Origin of the sequence: Pseudomonas sp. V98_8, from assembly GCF_029967975.1 — a bacterium.
Classification (GTDB): Bacteria; Pseudomonadota; Gammaproteobacteria; order Pseudomonadales; family Pseudomonadaceae; genus Aquipseudomonas; species Aquipseudomonas umsongensis.
Window position 1 is genome coordinate 15595 of record NZ_JASCAE010000028.1, and the last position, 17936, is coordinate 33530.

The window sequence follows — 17936 nt, forward strand, 5'->3', positions numbered from 1 at the left end:
TTCGCAGGGTGAGTGAATCCTGGCGGTTTGGATTGGCTGGGATGGACGTCTTCGCTGGCAAGCCAGCTCCTACGTCCTAGGGGAAAAAAACCGTCATCTAGGGCTTTACCCTACAGACAGCCGTTTCTCCAAGTGGCTTAAATTCCCTTACAAGCAAGGACGCATCTCAACCATACACTCGCACCACTAAAGGCAGCCGAGTACGATGCGTTATCTAATCTTCATCCTCATAGCCGTGATCGTTGTCACCCTCGTGGCATCGCTGTATGGGTGGTACTGCCACCTACGAGATGACGAAGACGACCTGTATTACTCGGCCGAAAATCCAGTCGATTCAAACCACGCACGTACGCCTTGCATACAGCCAGCGGCAAGGCCTCGACAGCGTGATCACGCTAGCACGCCGAAGCCGTCGCCCTCCGCTTCAGCCGACCCGTCCGCCCATTGGACCCGCCCTTGATGCACCGAGTGGTTACCTTGAACCGGCCTTCTGTCTTGAACCGCGTCATCGCGTCATTTGGCGCGGACACGAGAGCTCCGGTATCGGACATGACGGCGTCTTCGCTGGCAAGCCAGCTCCTACAGGGTCGGCGGTTGGTTTTTTTGGTTGTCAATCGCCCCGTGAAGGATCCGGATGCCGCTCATCGGGCCGTTGAATAGCGGGGGGCTGAAGGTAGGGTGGGAAATGTCGAATTATGTGAAAAAAACGTCAGATTTTTCCTACTTTTATGAATGGCTACCATACGTTTGTATTATCATTCGCGCCAAATTTCATTGAGCATTTCCTCCAGGCACGCGCACTGATGCGCGCCTGAGTGATGATTGCGCCCGATATGGATATCCGCTGTTTTTTATGGACAATGCTGCTCCACCGCGTCGCTCTTTGCTGATTCTGTCTAAAGGTGCGCAACAAATCCCTACCCTCCCCGCACTGTTGCCTGAGTATCGGCTGCTGTGTGGAACGGTGGGCGACATTGCCCGGGCCGATGATGTGTTGGCGTGGGGGCGCAAGCCCAGTGCGTTACGTGCCAAGGAAGCAGCCGATGCTGCCGGGTTGCCGCTGATCACGGTCGAAGACGGTTTTTTGCGCTCGGTGGGCCTGGGTGCTGAGGACCCGCCGTTGTCGCTGATCGTCGACCCGTTGGGCATCTATTACGACGCTACCGCCCCTTCTCGCCTGGAACAATTGATTGCGCTGCCGCTGACGCTGGCGCAGTCCGATCGTGCCCGCGCATTGCAAGCGAGCTGGTGCGAGGAACGCGTTTCGAAGTACAACGGCGCGCGGATCGAAACCTGTGTGTTGCCGCAGCCTTGCGTGCTGGTCGCTGATCAGACGCGGGGCGATGCTTCGCTGCAAGGTGCCAGCGCGACTGATTTCGAGCACATGCTCGAGGTCGCGCTGGCCCGTCACCCGCAGTGTACGGTGGTGGTCAAGGTTCACCCGGATGTGGTGGCCGGGCGCAAGCAGGGGCACTTTGATCTGGCGACGCTGCGCAAGCATCCTCGGGTGCATCTGATCAGCAACAACGTGCACCCGGCGGAGCTGCTGTCGGCCGTTCAGGCGGTGTACGTCATGACTTCGCAACTGGGCTTCGATGCCCTGTTGTGGAACGTGCCGGTGCACACTTTTGGCATGCCGTTCTATGCCGGCTGGGGTTTGACCGTTGATGCGCTGCCGGCGCCTGAGCGACGTCAGCCGGTCAGTCTTGAGCAGTTGCTGCATGCCGCGCTGGTGGAATACCCGCGCTATGTCGACCCGGAAACGGGCGCGCCGTGCCAGGCCGAGACGGTGCTGGCGTGGTTGGGTTTGCAGCGACGGATGCGCAGTCGATTGCCCCACAGTTTGCACATGGTTGGCTTCAGCAAGTGGAAGCAGCCGTTGGTGCAGGACTTTTTCAACGGTTCGTCCATCCGGTTTCTCGGGCGCTTCTCCCGTCGTCGCGCGGCTGCTCCGGTGATCACCTGGGGTTGCCAGCACGATACGCCTCTGTCCGGAAAATCGGGTCTCCACCTCGGCCGCGTCGAAGACGGCTTCCTGCGCTCCGTCGGCCTGGGCGCTAAGAAAACCCGCCCCCTGTCCTGGGTGTTCGACGACCTGGGCATCTACTACGACGCCACCCGCCCTTCGCGTCTGGAACACATATTGCAAAACGAGCCTTGTGCACCGGGCTTGTTGCAGCGGGCGTCGGCCTTGCGGGAAGCGATTTGCGCGGCCGGCGTGACCAAGTACAACCTGCCTGGTACGCCGTGGAAACGCCCGGCCGGTGTCGAGCGGGTCATTCTGGTGCCGGGCCAGGTGGAGTCCGATGCGTCGATTCGTTATGGCGCGCACCGGATCCGCCGCAACCTGGATTTGCTCAAGGCGGTGCGCGAGCGTCATCCGATGGCGTGGCTGTTGTACAAGCCGCACCCCGAAGTACTGGCCGGCACACGCGAGGCCGGCGTAGACGAAGAACGCACCAGCGACTGGTGCAACCAGGTGGTGGGCGATGTGCCTTTCCACTCGCTGTTGTCCGAGGTCGACGAGGTCCATGTGCTGACTTCGCAATCGGGCTTCGAAGCTTTGTTGCGCGGCGTGCCGGTGACCACGTATGGCCAGCCGTTCTATGCCGGCTGGGGATTGACCGAGGATCGCGACCTGAGCCCGGACGTCCAGGCGCGGCGCACCCGGCGCCTGAGCCTGGACGAGCTAGTAGCGGCGACGCTGATCCGCTACCCGACTTATGTCAGCCGCATCACCCGAAAATTTACCACTCCTGAACGCACGCTTATCGAGATCCAGAACTGGGATGAAGTACCAACGCAAGGAAGAACTCCAACATGGCGAGAGATGATTCGGCGTTTGCTCCTTACGGTTTTGAAACCACGCCTCAGGCAATCCTGATTCCCAAGCAGCGCTCCCTGCGACCGGTGCCGGTGAAGCCGCGCAACTCGTTCCTGTTCTTGCAGGGCGTCAGTTCGCCGTTTTTCGCGCGCCTGGCGCAAGCCCTTCGAAACGAGGGACAGCAGGTCAAGTCCGTCAGTTTCAACATGGGCGATACCCTGTATGGCAGCGGTGCGCGGGTGTATTACTCGGCGCGACCCGAGCAGTTGGCGGATTTCTACAGCCACTGCTTCAAGACGGAGCACATCACCGACGTGGTGCTGTTCGGCGATTGCCGGCCGGTGCATCAACCGGCGGTGACGCTGGCCAAGTCGCTGGGGATTCGTGTGCACGTATTCGAGGAAGGTTACTTCCGGCCGTACTGGATCACCCTTGAGCGCAACGGTGTGAACAATCACTCGCTGCTGCCCCGGGATCCGGAGTGGTATCGCGAGGTGGGCAAGTACATTCCGCGTTATCACAACGGCAACGAGTTTCGCCTGTCGTTTGCTTCCAGAGCCCTGCACGATGTGATGTATCACGTCGGTGGCGCGCTGAACAAAGTGGTGTTTCCCCATTACAAGACCCACGCGCCGTTCAACGCGGCGGTGGAGTATGCGGGCTACATTCGCCAGGGCATTCGGCTGTTGAGTGCCAAGGGTCGCGATTCCGAGGTGATCAGCGAGGTGGCGCGCAATCGCTACCGCACTTTCCTGCTGCCCTTGCAGTTAGACAGCGATGCGCAGATCCGCGATCACTCGCCGTTCCGCCACATGAAGGATGTGCTCAAGCACGTGATGGGCTCGTTCGCCCGCCATGCCGGCAGCGATGCGCGGCTGGTGGTGAAGAACCATCCGCTGACGCCCGGTATCGTCAACTATCAGCGCATCACCCGGCGCATTGCCCACAAGCTGGGCATCGAAGATCGCGTGGACTTCCTCGAGAGCGGGCACATGCCGACGCTGTTGTCGCACGTGGCCGGCGTGGTCACGGTCAACAGTACCGTGGGCGGTTCGTCGCTGATGCACAACGTGCCGACCATCGCCCTCAGTGACCCGATCTACAACCTCAAGGGGCTGACCCACCAGGGCGGCCTCGATGCGTTCTGGGACCATCCGGAACCCCCTGACTCCACGCTGTTTCAACGCTTTCGCAGCACGGTCATTCACACCACGCAGGTCAACGGCGGCTTCTATACCCGCTGTGGCATCGACATGGCGGTGAACAATTCCCTGGAAGTTTTGATGGCGAAAACCTCGAAGATCGAACAGTACCTATGACGCTGCACAAGTCTCCACGCTGCATTCTCATCACCGGCGCCACTGGCGGCATCGGTGGTGCCCTGGCGCCTGCGTATGCGGCGCCTGGGGTGACCCTGATCCTGCAAGGCCGGCGCCTGGATCGCCTGGAAGAAATGGCCGCGCAATGCCGCGCCCTCGGTGCGCGGGTGTTGCTGCAGCCGCTCGACGTCCAGGACCTGGAAGCCTTGCGCCGCTGGATCAGTGAGATCAGCGAGAGCGAGGCGCCGGACCTGATCATCGTCGGCGCCGGGGTCAACACCTCTGCAGGCGACAATGGCGAGGGCGAAGTCTGGGCGCTGTCCCAGGCGCTGATCGAGATCAATGTGCTGGCGGCCCTGGCCACGGTGCAGGCCGCATTGCCGTTCATGCGCGCGCGCAAGTCCGGGCAGATCGCCCTGTTCAGTTCGCTGGCCGGCTGGCGTGGGTTGCCCGCCACGCCGAGCTACAGCGCGAGCAAGGCGGCGATCAAGGCCTACGGCGAAGCCATGCGCGACCTGGTGGCGGTGGACGGGGTGAAGATCAACGTGATCATGCCTGGCTACGTCGAATCGAAGATGTGCTTTGAGATGCCCGGCCCCAAGCCCTTGCTCTGGGCACCGGACAAAGCCGCGCGCAGGATTCGCAGCGGCCTGGCGGCGAACCAGGCGCGGATCAGTTTTCCGTTCCCGCTGAACCTTGGATGCTGGGCTTTGGGAGTCATTCCGCCACGGCTGTCGTCGATCATTTTGCGGTGGCTGGATTACGGTGCCTGATGTGTTGAGTAGTGCGTTTGGCTGGGTGGTTGTGCTCGGTTTTCTGTTGTCGTGCGGGTTCGAAAGACTGTTGGTGCCCTGCCCCGGCTGGCGTCGCCCGCTGCGCGCCTGGGCGTTGCACGCCGGTGCCTGGGCGTTCGCCGTCGGCTTGCTGTACCTGATCACCGGCCGCGCCTGGTTCAGCGCGGTGAACGTGTTGGCCCTGTGGCTGTTGATCGTGTTGGTAAGCAACGCCAAATATCATTCGCTGCGCGAGCCCTTCGTGTGCGCCGACTTCGAATACTTCAGCGATGCGGTGCGTTTTCCGCGCCTGTACCTGCCGTTTTTCGGCATCGGCAAGGCGATTGGCCTGGCGTTGCTGTTTGTGGTCTACCTGGGCTGTGGGCTGTATTTCGAGCCGGTCGGCGCCAATGCCCACGCCGAGGCAACGGGCACCTTGCTCGGGGGTTTGGCGCTGCTCTGGCTGGGTGGCTTCAAGCCCCTGAAGCCCACCTTCGACGCTGGCCTGGACCTGGGTCGTTGGGGCTTGGCGGCCAGTTTGTGGACGTACTTTTTTGCCGCTCGGCGTCCGGTGGCACTGGCATCTTTGAACTCGCCGTTCCTTGGCGAGGAGGCACTGCCGATGGCCGATGCCACCCTGGCGGACCTGGTGTCGGTGCAGAGCGAATCGTTTTTCGATGCGCGCAGGCTTTGGCCCGGCGTGCGTGGGCAGGTCCTCGAACAGTTCGATACCTTGCGGGGTGAAGCGCTGGCCCAGGGCCGTTTGCAAGTGGCGGCCTGGGGTGCGAATACGGTGCGGACCGAGTTCGCCTTCCTGACCGGGATCAAGGTCGACCAGCTCGGCGTCCATCGCTTCAATCCCTATCGCCACCTGGCGCGCCAGGGGGTTGCCAGTGTCGCCCTGGAACTCAAGCGCCGAGGGTATCGCACGGTGTGCGTGCACCCTTATGTGGGCAGTTTCTATGGTCGCGACAAGGTGCTGCCGGCGCTGGGCTTCGACGAGTTCATCGACGTGCGCAGTTTCACCGAGCAGCAGAAGGCCGGTCCGTTTATCGGTGACTGCGCGGTGGCCGACAAGATCCGCGAATTGCTCGATGCGCCGGGTCGCACGCAGCCGTTGTACATCCATGCCATCACCATGGAGAACCATGGGCCGTTGCACCTGGAAAACGTCGAGGCGACCGATCTTGCGCAGTGGTTCGACCGTCCCCTGGCTGAAGGCCTGCGCGACCTGGCGCCGTATGTGCGCCACCTGGCTAATGCCGACCGCATGCTTGGCCAGTTGCGCGAGCACTTGCTGGCCCGCGATACGCCGGCCGGGCTGTGTTTCTTCGGTGACCATGTGCCGATCCTGCCCGACGTGTATGGCGCCCTGGGTGAGCCGGATGGCGATACCGAGTATTTCATCTGGTCCAATCGCGAGCGTAGCGCCATTGCTCCCATGGAAATGGGGGTCGAGCATTTGGCCAAGACGTTTATCGATCACCTGGCGTCGGTAGGCGATGCAGCGTGAACCCGTGCAGATCGTCCTGGCTTCCAGCCTTTCGCAGCGCGAGCCTGCGATTGCACGCTGGATCACCTCGGGGCGCGGCTCGCTGGCGTTCATCCTTGGCGATGAAGAATGTCGTCATCGCCTGTTGGCGGACGGGATCAATTGGGATCGGGTGTTGATTGCCTATCGCAGTGAAGGCGCTATCGGTTACGCGGCGTTCAAACACCATCGACGCGGTCCTTTTTCACCTGGCCCCGCGCCGTTCGTGCGTGAGTTCGGCTGGCTGGGGGGCTCGCTGCGCTACGGGTTGTTCATGATCAGCGAGTGTCGCGAGTGGTACTACGGGTTTTACCTGTATGGCTTGCGCGTGCGTAAAGTCGCCCGCCGCCAGGGCGTCGCCAGTGCCTTGCTGCAGGCTGTGTGCGAGCAGGCCTTGGGCTGCGGACAGGCAAAAGTCGAGCTGGAAGTGCAAGCGAAAAACCTCGCCGCCCGGGCGTTCTATGCCCACCACGGCTTTGTGTCGATACGCACCATGAGCTGGCTCAGCCGCCTGGTGCCGATTCCCACTGTCATCAATCTGCGTCGCACGTTGTCGCCCCTTTCACGAGTGCCCCCGAAATGAATCGACCCGTCGCCCTTGAGTCCCTGGTTGAAGGTCCCGGCTGGGTGGGGATCATGTCGCAATGGGTGATGTGGAAAGTCTTTCACCTGGGCGAGTTTCTCGACCCTGAAGGAACGCCGCAATGGCTGTGGCGACGCGGTCGACAGCGGCCGGCGGGGTTGAAGGCGATTTCCGGGATCGGCTACAAAAGCTCGTCGGACCACGCCCGGGTGCTGTGCAAGCGTTGGGGGATTCCCTATGTGGCGCTGGAGGACGGCTTCTTGCGTTCTTCGTCGCTGGGGGTGGAAGGCGATACGCCGATGTCGATGGTGGTCGATCCGATCGGCATTCACTACCTGGCCGATCGGCCGTCGCTGCTGGAAAACATCCTGCAGGTGCCGCACACCTTGAGCGAGGCAGATTTGGCCACCGCGCGGGAGTTGATTGCGCTGATGCGCAGCAGCGGCATCGGCAAATACAACAATGCGCCGGACTTGAGCGATGACGATCCGCTAGGGCGTGAGCGGCCGTTGGTACTGGTGGTGGACCAGACCTATGGCGACTTTTCGATTCCCGGTGGCGGGCTGTGTGAAGCGGACTTTATTCGCATGCTCGACGCGGCGCTGGCGGAAAATCCCGAGGCGGATGTGCGGGTGCGGATTCACCCGGACTGCGTCAACGGTCACAAGAAAAGCTGCCTGCTCGATGCCGCGCGCGAACGCGGCTTGGTACTGGAGAGTCGTCATGTGTCCTGGGCTTCCCTGGCGCGCCGGGCCCAACGGGTGTATGTGGGCACTAGCCAGGCCGGGCTTGAGGCGTTGATCCAGGGCATCCCGGTGACCTGTTTCGGACTGCCGTTCTATGCCGGCTGGGGCTTGACCGATGACCGCCTGGCCATCCCCCGTCGCCAGGCACGCCCGACCCTGGAGCAGTTGGTGGCGGCGGCGTATATCCGCTATTGCCGTTACGTCGACCCCCTGACCGACCAGCGCTGCGACGTGATGACCGTGGCCCGGCAACTGGCGCGGCAGAAGCAGCAGGACAGTCTGTTTGCCGGTAGCGTGACGGTGGTTGGCGTGCCTCGGCGCGAGCGGTCGGCGTTGCGTAGATTATTGAATAGCCGCTGGGGTCGCTTGACCTTCGCCCGCGACAACGCCGGATTGATCCCGACCGTGGCTCGCGAAACGGGGAAGCTGTTGGTGTGGCATGCCTGTGAATCGGGTGAGCTGCAAGCCCGTGCCGAGGCCCATGGTGTGACAATGTGGCGGATCCGCCCGGGTGTGTTGCATTTGCCGTGCGGGGGTGAACAACCGCTGGCGCAGATACGTGGTCTGCCTTGCAGCCCGCAACAGGCCCAGGCACACAACGCCCGCCCCAAAGCCGGATTGCTCGAGAGCTGCGCACGTTATCGACAGATTCGGCGGTACCTCAAGGGGATGTTCGTACGCGGCGAGCACTGTAGGAGCGAGCATGTCGAATCGTCGCACCGTCGCGATGGTCGTCAACGATGACGCGGGGTGCCTGGTAGCCCGCGGTGTTCTCTGGTTCATCGCGAGCATGCTCGCTCCTACATTGGATTGGGCATAGCCGTGACTGGCTGGTCGGCTATAAGGCCGCCTTCGCCAGCAAGCCGGCTCCTACAGAGGGAAGTGCGTACGGCTCCCGATCGGGCCGCCTCGCTTTGCCTTTTGATCTTCTTGCCCCCTCGATCGGAGTGCGGCGGGACCTGTAGGAGCGAGCATGCTCCGGGCGGCGTTCCGACGATGGTCGTCAACGATGACGCGGGGTACCTGGTAGCCCGCGGTGTTCTCTGGTTCATCGCGAGCATGCTCGCTCCTACAGGGATCGCGGACAAGTCTGCAATCAGGTCGGCTGCCAGGACGCCTTCGCGAGCCGGCTCGCTCCCACAGTAGATCGGGTACAGCCGCGAGCGCAGGGTGCAGCGCTATAGCTTCTGCAGTTCCTGCGCAACGATGGCCACGGTTTCGGCGATTTGTTCGGGGGTGTGCAGGCACGACACAAAGAACCGTACGCGCGCAGCTTTCTCCGGGACGGCCGGGTGGAGGATTGGTTGGGCGTTGATCCCGCGTTTGGCCAGGGCACTGGACAATTGGGTGGCCTTGACCGAGCTGCCGGTGATCACCGGAATGACTGCTAGCCCGGTACTGGTGCCGGTGTCCAGCCCCGCTTCGCGGGCCAGGGCGAGGAACTGTTGGCCGCGGGCCTGCAAGGTTGCCACGCGCTCGGCGTCATGGGCCATGCAACGCAAGGCTGCGAGTGCCGCCGCCGCGACCGAGGCCGGCATGCCAACGCTGTAGAGAAAACCCGGCGCCATGAACTTCAGGTGCTCGACCAGGGCCGACTCGCCGGCAATGTAGCCGCCGCAGCTGGCCAGGGTCTTGCTCAGGGTGCCCATCCAGATGTCGACGTCTTTGCCCGCCAGGCCGAAGTGCTCGCGAATGCCCTTGCCATTGGCCCCCATGACCCCCAGCGAGTGGGCCTCATCGACCATCAGGAACACCTTGTGCCTGTTCTTCAGCTCGACGAAACGCGGCAGGTCCGGGTAGTCGCCATCCATGCTGTAGATGCCTTCGAGCACCACCAGCACCCGCTCGAAATGCTGGCGCTGATCGCCCAGCAGACGATCGAGGGCTTCGACGTCGTTGTGAGCGAAGCTCAAGCGTCGCGCTCCGGACAACTGGATGCCTTGCAGCACACTGTTGTGGATAAGTTCGTCGTGGATCACCAGGTCCCGCGGGCCGAACAGGTAGCCGATGGTGGTGACGTTGGTGGCATGCCCACTGACGAAGGTCACGGCGTCATCCACCTCGTACAAACGGGCCAGTTCGGCTTCCAGCTCGCGATGGATCGGCCGGTCGCCGGACACCAGGCGGCTGGCCGACACCGAGGTGCCGTAGTGATCGATGGCCGCCTTGGCCGCCTCGGCGACCACCGGATGGCCGGAGTAACCCAGGTAGTTGTAGCTGGCGAAGTTGACGAAGCGCTGTCCCTGGATCGTCGTTTCGGCGCCCGCCAGGCTTTCATGCAACTTGAAGAACGGATTGGCCAGGCCAAAGCGCGCCGCGCCGTCATGCATGATCCGCAGTTGTTGATAACCGGGATGCTGATCGAAGCGGTAGAACTGCTCCGGCACCGCCCGCGCATGGCGACTCACGTCCGCCAGCGAGGCCGGCGGCGCGCCGTCGCCGGTTTGCCGCAGGCGCCGTTCCAGGGCTTGCTGGATCAGCTTGTCTTTCATCGAAGCGCCAAGCCCTGGTGAACTTTTTGAGGTCATAGTCAATTGATCAAACGGGATAGTTGAGATTCAGGGTCGCGCGCGCCCTGGCGGACCTGGGCCAGCTCGGCTTCGGACAATTCGGCGCCGTGGCGAGCCAGGGTCAGCGCCTGCAGGTTGTCTTCGGCAACGGGCGCGGCCTCGGCATCCTGGCTGCCGCGCAGCAGTTCAAGAATGCGCACGGTCAATTTGGCGATGCTGGAGGTTTCGCTCAGCTCCATCACTGGCAAGCGAATGCCGAAGCGCTCCTCCACCGCCACCACCAGCTCCACACTCATCAACGAGTCGAGCCCCAGTTCCTGCAGCGGTCGGCTGCTGTCGAGCTTGCTGGTGGGCATGCGCAGGATCTCGCTGATTTCCTGCTTGAGCATTTCGGCGAACAGTTCGGTGAGTTCCTGGTCGTTCATCTCCAGCAACAGGCGCTGGATGTCATCGACATTGCTCTCTTCCTCTTGCTCGCCACTGTGCAGCCGCGCCAGTTCACTGAACTTCGGCGAACCCGCCGCCGGCAGGAAGCGCGACAGGGCTTTCCAGTCGAGCTCCAGCACACCCAATCCGGAGCGCTTTTGCAGCAGCAAGCGTTCGAGGGTGTCGAGGGCCGCTTGCGACTGCAGGGCCGCGCCGCCCATGCGACTTTGCAGGGCGTCCTTGATGTCCTGGTTGCGCGCCAGGAACCCGGCATCGTCAATCGCCCCCCACAGCACCGCCGTGGCCGGCAAGCCTTGCAGCAGGCGATGACGGGCCAGGGCTTCGAGCCAGTGGTTGGCCGCCACGTAGTTGGCCTGCCCCGGGTTGCCGAACAACGTGGTCGCCGAGGAGAACAGCACGAAGAAGTCCAGCGCCAGGTGCGCGGTCAGTTCGTGCAGGTATTGCGCGCCCTTGGCCTTGGGTTCGAGCACCCGTTGCAATTGCGCCTGGGTCAGGTTGCGGATCAGCCCGTCTTCGAACACGGTGGCCGCATGCACCACGCCACGCAGTGGTGCTCCGCCGGATTGAATGCTGGCCAACACGCTGCGCAACTGGGCACTGTCGGTGATGTCGCAAGCCAGCGCCTGGACGTCGATGCCCTGCTCACGCCAAGCCGCCAGCGCCGGTTGTGCTTCTTCGGTGGCCGCGCCGCGACGGCCGAGCAATGCCAGGTGCCGCGCGCCCTTGTCGACCAGCCATTGCGCGGTACGCAGGCCAAAACCGCTGAGCCCGCCGGTCACCAGGTAGGTGCCGTCGGCGGCGAGTTTCAAGGCCGGTGCCTGTGCCTGCGGCGCACGGAACACCTGTTGGATCGGCGTGCGGTAGGTGACGACGATCTTGCCGATCTGCCGCGCCTGCTGCATGTAGCGGAACGACTCGACCACATCGTTGGCGTCGAATTCACGGTACGGCAACGGACTGAGGATGCCGTCGCGGAACAGCTGCATCATGTCGCCGAACAGGCGGCGGGTCAGGTCCGGGCGCTCGCTCATCAGTTGGTCGGCGTCGATGCCGAAGTAGCTGATGTTGTTGCGGAACGGCCGCAGGCCGATCTTGGTGTTCTGGTAGAAGTCGCGCTTGCCCAGTTCGAGGAAGCGCCCGAATGGCTTGAGCACTTGCAGGTTGCGGTTGATCGCCTCGCCCGCCAGGGAATTGAGCACTACATCAACGCCACGGCCGGCGGTGATCGCCAGGATCTCGTCGGCAAACGCCAGCGAGCGCGAATCGAACACGTGCTCGACCCCGAGCAAGCGCAGGAAGTCGCGTTTTTCGTCGCTGCCGGCGGTGGCGTAGATCTCGGCCCCGCACCATTTGGCGATCTGGATCGCGGCGATGCCGACACCACCGGCGGCACCGTGGATGAGGATTTTCTCGCCCGGTTCCAGGCGCGCCAGGTGGTGCAGCGCGTAGTACACGGTGAAGAAGGTGCTCGGGATGGTCGCGGCCGCCTCGAAGGACATGCCCTCGGGGATGCGCGCCACCGCATTGGCATTGGTGACCAGGCGGTTGGCGAAGCTCGATGGACCAAAGCCGACCACCCGGTCGCCCGGCTGGAAGTCACCTTCGACCTGCGCACCCTTGGCCCGCACGACACCGGCGAATTCAAAACCCAGGGTCGGGCCAGAGAAGCCGTTCTCGATGGCTTCGTCGGACAACAGGCCGAGGGCATACATGACGTCGCGGAAGTTGAGGCCGGTGGCCTGGACCTCGATGTCCAGTTCGTCACCCGCCGGCAGCAACGGCTCGTGGGCTTCCCAGCGCAGGTTGCGCAACTGGCCCGGCAGTTCGAAACCGAGGCTGACCTGGGTCGCGGCTTGTTGCAGGGTGCTGGCATCCAGCTGATCAGGGCGCACCCGCAGGCGAGCCACGTAACGATCACCTTCGGCACTGATGGCCAGTTCGGTTTCGTCATCGGCATTCAGCAAGGCCAGCAGCAACGCGTCGACCCCGGCGCCTTCGGCCAGGTCCAGCAGACGCACGCGGCACCCCACGGCTTCGTTGGCCAGGGTGCGACCAAAGCCCCACAACGCCGCATCGGCAACGGATGCCAGGCTCCCTGCGACCTGTGCAGCGGCTGGCAGCAAATGCACCGCCGCACCTCGGGTCAGCAGCCAGCAATCGGGGCTGATGCCCGCCTGCTCGCAGGCCTGGGTCAGTGCCGCGGCCAACATGCAGCGCCGCGCCTGGTCATCCAGGCCCTGGCTGCTGAACAGGCCGCTGAGCAACAGCACGTGCTGGGGCGCCGCCATGGCGCGCAATTGCTCGGCCAGGTCCTGGGCCGACGCCGGCGCCAGCCAGTCAATACTTTGCCCTTGCTCGCGCAGGGCGGTGGCCAATTGCTGGGCGAAGGCGTGTTCCGCGCCCTGCTCATCGGCCACCAGCAACCAGCGCTGGGCCGGCAGTGGTTGCGGCTCGAATGCTGCCGCCGCTGCGGCCGCGCCCACCAACAGGTAGCTGCCGCTGGACATGCCCGGGCACAATTCCAGCGTCTCGCCGACGCTCAGGCCGTGACGACGCAGTTCCTGTTGCCAGAAGCCCGGGCGCTGTTGCACCGACAAGCTGCCCTGCCCCTGCCCGGACAGCCACCACGAAGGTTGCGCGCCGAAGACGAAATCTGCCCAACGGGCCGGGTGCTGCGCCAACAACATCAGCTGGCCACCGGCCGACAAGCGCGCCGCGCCATGGGTCAGTCCTGCGCTGATGGCCTGCAGCGGCGCCAGGTCGGAGGCCACCAGCACCAGGTCGAAGCCCGCGGCCGGTACGGTCGGCTGTTGCGCGGCATCGTCCAGGCTGAGCAAGCGCAGGTCCGGGAAGTCGGCTTGCAGCAGGCTGGCCGGGTCCAGGTCATCGGCGCTGTACTGGTAGTCGACTCGGTCGAAGTCCAGTTGCGCACAGAGTTGCGCGGCGAAAGGCGAACCGCCGAAGCCGAGCTCGAGGATGCGCAGGCGCTGGCCCGCCGGGAGCACGGCCAGGCGTTGTTCGATGTGGTGTTTGATCGCGTCCAGCACGGCGTGATAGCCGCTGGCGCCCAGCACCTGACGGGCCAGTTGCGCGGGCGAGGTTTCACGGGGCAGCAGTGTTTCGATCTGCAGCGCGCCGCTGACCAGGTCCAGCAGGTGGATACCGATGCGGCCCACCGAGTGAATGATCTGGAAATGCTCGGGATAACTGCGGAACAGTTCCTGCCAGATGTCCTGGGCGCTGGGCTGCTCGCCCTGATCGACCAGCTGCCAGTTATCGCCGTTGGCAACCAGGCTGCCGTCGTCCAGCGCCTGCTGCAGCAGATGATCCAGATAGCCCGAGAAGCCTTGCGCGTCAGCCTGCCAGGTCGCCCGTTGCGCCGCGCTGAGCTGGCCGCCGAGGGACGCGATGGCCTCCAGCACGAAACTGCCGCACAGGCTGTCGAGCAGTGGATCGACTTCCTGGCTGTAACGCACCAGGGTCGGTTCATCGCTCACCGACGCCAGGCTTTGCGCCAGGGCGCTGTGCAAGGGCGCACCCGGTTGCGATTGCGCGCGGGCGGCCAATGGATAGGGTTTGGCGATACCGGCGAAATCCACCAGCTTCAGGTCGCCGCTGCGATCCTTGTGCAGCTTGACCGCACGGAAACGCGCGTCCTTGATGCACACCACGGCGCGGCCCTGGGCGTCGAACAGGGTGAAATCCGCCAGCAGCGAATGCTCCGAGCGACGCACCAGGCGCACCTTGGCCAGGCTCGGTGTCAGGCTGCCCGCGGCAAAGTTGATGCGCCCCAGTTTCACCGGAATGAATGCCAGGCCGTTACGCGCCTTCGGATCGCGGCTGAGCAATTGGGTGATCAGCTGGAACGCGCTGTCCAGCAACGCCGGATGCAGGTGCAGGGCCGCCAGCTCCGACTCAATCACGCTCGGTGGGCTGAGTTGCGCCAGCACCTGGTCACCGTCGATCCAGCCGGCTTCGATGGCCTGGTAGGCCGGGCCGTAATTCAGGCCGACCGCCGTGGTCAGTTGCAAATGTTCAGCGCGGGTGAAATCCGCGGCACGGGTCGGCAGCACGGGCGCCGGCTCGTTGAGCAGCACACCACGGGCCTCACCCGGCAGGCGGGCGACCACGTGGCGGGCCCAGGGTTCTTCCTGGGAGGTGCTGCGCGACACGATCGACACGGTGCCATCGCTGCTGTCGATCTGCACCCGCACGCGCTTGCTCGACTCGGCGTGCAGCACCAGCGGGCTGTGGATTTCCAGCTCTTCGATGTCGACGAATTCACCCGGCTGGTGGCACTGCGCGGCAGCCAGCACCAGCTCGGTGAAACCGGCACCGGGGAACAGCACGGCGTCGCCGACCTTGTGGTCTTCCAGGGACGGGAACAGTTGCGTGTCCAGGCGATTGTCCCAGGTCAGCTCGTGGCCGGGCACCGCATGGCCCAGCAGCGGATGCACCCGATCGTGGTACAGCGTGCGCGCCGACTCCGGGGTGTCGCCGTGCCAGTGGCGCTCGCGCTGCCAGGCATAGTTGGGCAGGCGCACGAAGCGGCCGGTGCTCGGGAACAGGCACGCAAGGTCGGTATCGACGCCACTGATCAGCACCTTGGCCACCGCGCGGGTGACCATTGGCGGCGCATCGTCGTGGCGCTTGAGCGTGGCGATCACCACACCCTGTTGCTCGCGTGCCGCCAGGGCATCGCTGACATAGCTGCGCAGGATCGGGTGCGGACCGACTTCGACGAAGACGTTGTAGCCCTGCTCGCACAGGGTCTCGCTGGCGGACTGGAACAGCACCGGGAAACGGATGTTCTGCCACCAGTACTCGGCGTCCAGGCGTTCGCCATCGAGCAAGCCACCGGTGACGGTGGAATACATCGGAATGCGGCTGGCGCGCGGCGCGATATCGCGCAAGGCCTCGACCACCTGTTCGGCGATGACGTTCATGGCCGGCGAGTGGAAGGCGTAGTCCAGGCCAAGACGGCGCACGAACACCTGACGCTCGGTCAATGCCTGCTCCAGACGCTCAAGCCCCGCCAGGGAACCGGCAACGGTGGCGCCCTTGAAGCTGTTTTCGCCGGCGACGACCACGTCATCCAGGCCCAGCTCCAGCAGCAGGTTGGCGGTGTCACTGCCTGACAGGCCCACGGCGGACATCTGCCCGGATCCGGCGGTCAGCCCCTGCAAGCGACTGCGGTGGTAGATCACGCGGGTCGCGTCGTTAAGGCTCAGGGCGCCACATGCCCAGGCGGCCGCCACTTCGCCAACGCTGTGGCCCATCACCACCTGCGGTACCACGCCTTTGCTTTCCAGCATGCGGGTCACGCCCACTTGCAGCGCGAACAGCGCCGGCTGGGCCAGTTCGGTCAGGTGATAACGCTCCTGGCCGTACTCGCCCGCCAGTTCTTTGATCAGCGAGTAACCCGACAGTGGCTGGAACAGCGAATCGACTTCCGTCACCGCGGCATGGAACACCGCATCGGCGAGCAACGCCTTGCCCATGCCCTGCCACTGCGAGCCATTGCCGGAGTACACGAACACCGGGCCCTTGGCCTGATCCAGCGCGCGACCGCTTTCGACCACCGAGCTCAACGCCGACACAGCCGGGTCAAGGGCGAAATCCAGCAGCGCCTGGGCGCTTTGCTGTTGATCGGCCTCGAACACCACCACGCGCTGCGGATGCAGGTCGCGACGCAGCATGGCCTGGTAAGCGACGTCGTACAGACCGTCTGCCGGGTGATCACCCAGGTGCTGGGCGATGCTTTCGGCCATGGCCGCCAAGCCGGCGCTGTCCTTGGCCGTGACCATCAGCGGCACCGGGCCTGCCTGGACAACCGGCGGTGTTACGTCCGGCGTGTGGCTTTGCAGGATGACGTGGGCGTTGGCGCCACCGAAACCGAAGGAGTTCACCCCCACCACCAGCGTGCCGCTCGGTTTGAGGGCGTGGTTGCGGGTGGCGACGTTGAGGTTGAGGTCGGCGAACGGAATACGCGGATTGAGGTTCTTGATGCCGATGGTGGCCGGCACCTGGCGTTCGGTGACGCAGTACAGCGCCTTCATCAAGCCGGCCACGCCGGACGCGGCTTCCAGGTGACCGATGTTGCTCTTGACCGAGCCGATCAACAACGGCTTGTCCGCGCCGCGTACCTGGCCCAGCGCCAGGCCGATGGCCCGGCTTTCGATGGGGTCGCCCACCGGTGTACCGGTGCCGTGGGCTTCCAGGTAATCGATGTCGGCCGGCGAGATCCCGGCGCTGGCGTAGGCCTGGGTCATCAAGGCCGCCTGCGCATCGGCGCTGGGCACGGTCAACCCGGACTTGCGCCCGTCGGTATTGACCGCACTGCCGGCGACGACAGCGAGGATCTGGTTGCCATCGGCCACTGCCTTGTCGTAATCCTTGAGGTAAAACAGCCCTGCCCCTTCGGAACGCACATATCCGTCGCCCGCTTCGTCGAAGACGTTGCAGCGCCCTTTGCGCGACAGCATCGAGGCCTTGGAGAAGATCAGGAAGCCGAACGGGTGCAGGTGCAGGCTGATACCGCCGGCCAGTGCCTGGTCGATATCGCCGCTTTGGATGGCCTGGCAAGCCTGGTGGAACGCCACCAGCGACGAGGAACACGCGGTATCGACCGCCATGCTCGGGCCGTGCAGGTCATAAAAGTACGACAGGCGATTGGCCGCGATGCTGAAGGTGTTGCCCGTGGCCGTCGACGCATCCACCAGCGACAGGTCATGGGACAGGCGATACGCATAGTCGGTACTGGCAATGCCCAGGTACACACCGCAATTGCTGCCGCGCACGCTCGAGGGTTTTACCCCGGCGTTCTCGAACACTTCCCAGCCCAGCTCCAGCAACAGGCGCTGTTGGGGGTCCATGATCGCCGCTTCGCGCGGAGAAATGCTGAAGAAGCCGGCATCGAAGGTAGAGATGTCGCCCAGCGTACCGGCCGCCAGGGTGTAGGCGGTGCCAGGGTTGGCCTTGTCGGGGTGGTAGAACGCATCGCGGGACCAGCGGGACGGATCGACCTGCGTGATGAAGTCGTGCCCTTCCAGCAGGTTCTGCCAAAAAGTTGCGGAAGTGGAGCCGGGAAAACGGAACGAAGCCCCAATAATTGCAACTTTTTTACGCATGACTTAATCCACCTTTTTATATTCTCAACGGTCCCGCCATCACTTCGTGTGATGGGTGTGTCGAACGCCCTCA

At 63.9% G+C, this 17936-nt stretch carries 8 protein-coding genes; 6 read left to right on the forward strand and 2 right to left on the reverse strand.

From position 1 onward, the window contains the following. Positions 1-853: 853 nt before the first annotated feature. From QLG10_RS07995 to QLG10_RS08020, 6 genes are read left to right on the forward strand one after another with little or no spacing between them, the layout of a single operon-like run. Positions 854-2884 (forward strand): capsular polysaccharide biosynthesis protein, encoded by a 2031-nt coding sequence (locus QLG10_RS07995; RefSeq protein WP_282486659.1) that lies wholly within the window; start codon positions 854-856, stop codon positions 2882-2884. Positions 2885-2916: 32 nt separating this feature from the next. Continuing rightward, positions 2917-4143: a capsular biosynthesis protein gene (locus QLG10_RS08000; protein WP_349016952.1), complete on the forward strand. Its 1227-nt coding sequence runs from the start codon at positions 2917-2919 to the stop codon at positions 4141-4143. Next, on the forward strand, positions 4140-4916 hold the full coding sequence (locus QLG10_RS08005; protein WP_282486662.1) for an SDR family NAD(P)-dependent oxidoreductase: 777 nt from the start codon (positions 4140-4142) through the stop codon (positions 4914-4916). Before QLG10_RS08000 ends, QLG10_RS08005 begins: the two co-directional genes overlap by 4 nt. 4 nt (positions 4917-4920) lie before the next feature. Next, positions 4921-6429, forward strand: a complete 1509-nt coding sequence (locus QLG10_RS08010) for an LTA synthase family protein (RefSeq protein ID WP_282486664.1) — start codon at positions 4921-4923, stop codon at positions 6427-6429. Beyond that, the gene (locus tag QLG10_RS08015) at positions 6419-7030 is read left to right on the forward strand and encodes a GNAT family N-acetyltransferase (protein WP_282486666.1); all 612 of its coding nucleotides are present in this window, start codon (positions 6419-6421) and stop codon (positions 7028-7030) included. The genes QLG10_RS08010 and QLG10_RS08015 overlap by 11 nt, the downstream gene beginning before the upstream one ends. Beyond that, entirely contained in the window at positions 7027-8520 is a 1494-nt protein-coding gene (locus tag QLG10_RS08020; RefSeq protein WP_282486668.1) for a capsule biosynthesis protein, read from the forward strand. Before QLG10_RS08015 ends, QLG10_RS08020 begins: the two co-directional genes overlap by 4 nt. A gap of 434 nt (positions 8521-8954) precedes the next feature. On the opposite strand, the gene QLG10_RS08025 is transcribed toward QLG10_RS08020, so the two are convergent. Then, positions 8955-10304: an aminotransferase class I/II-fold pyridoxal phosphate-dependent enzyme gene (locus QLG10_RS08025; protein WP_188264391.1), complete on the reverse strand. Its 1350-nt coding sequence runs from the start codon at positions 10302-10304 to the stop codon at positions 8955-8957. Positions 10305-10306: 2 nt separating this feature from the next. After that, positions 10307-17863 (reverse strand): type I polyketide synthase, encoded by a 7557-nt coding sequence (locus QLG10_RS08030; protein ID WP_282486671.1) that lies wholly within the window; start codon positions 17861-17863, stop codon positions 10307-10309. Between the last annotated feature and the right edge of the window lie 73 nt (positions 17864-17936).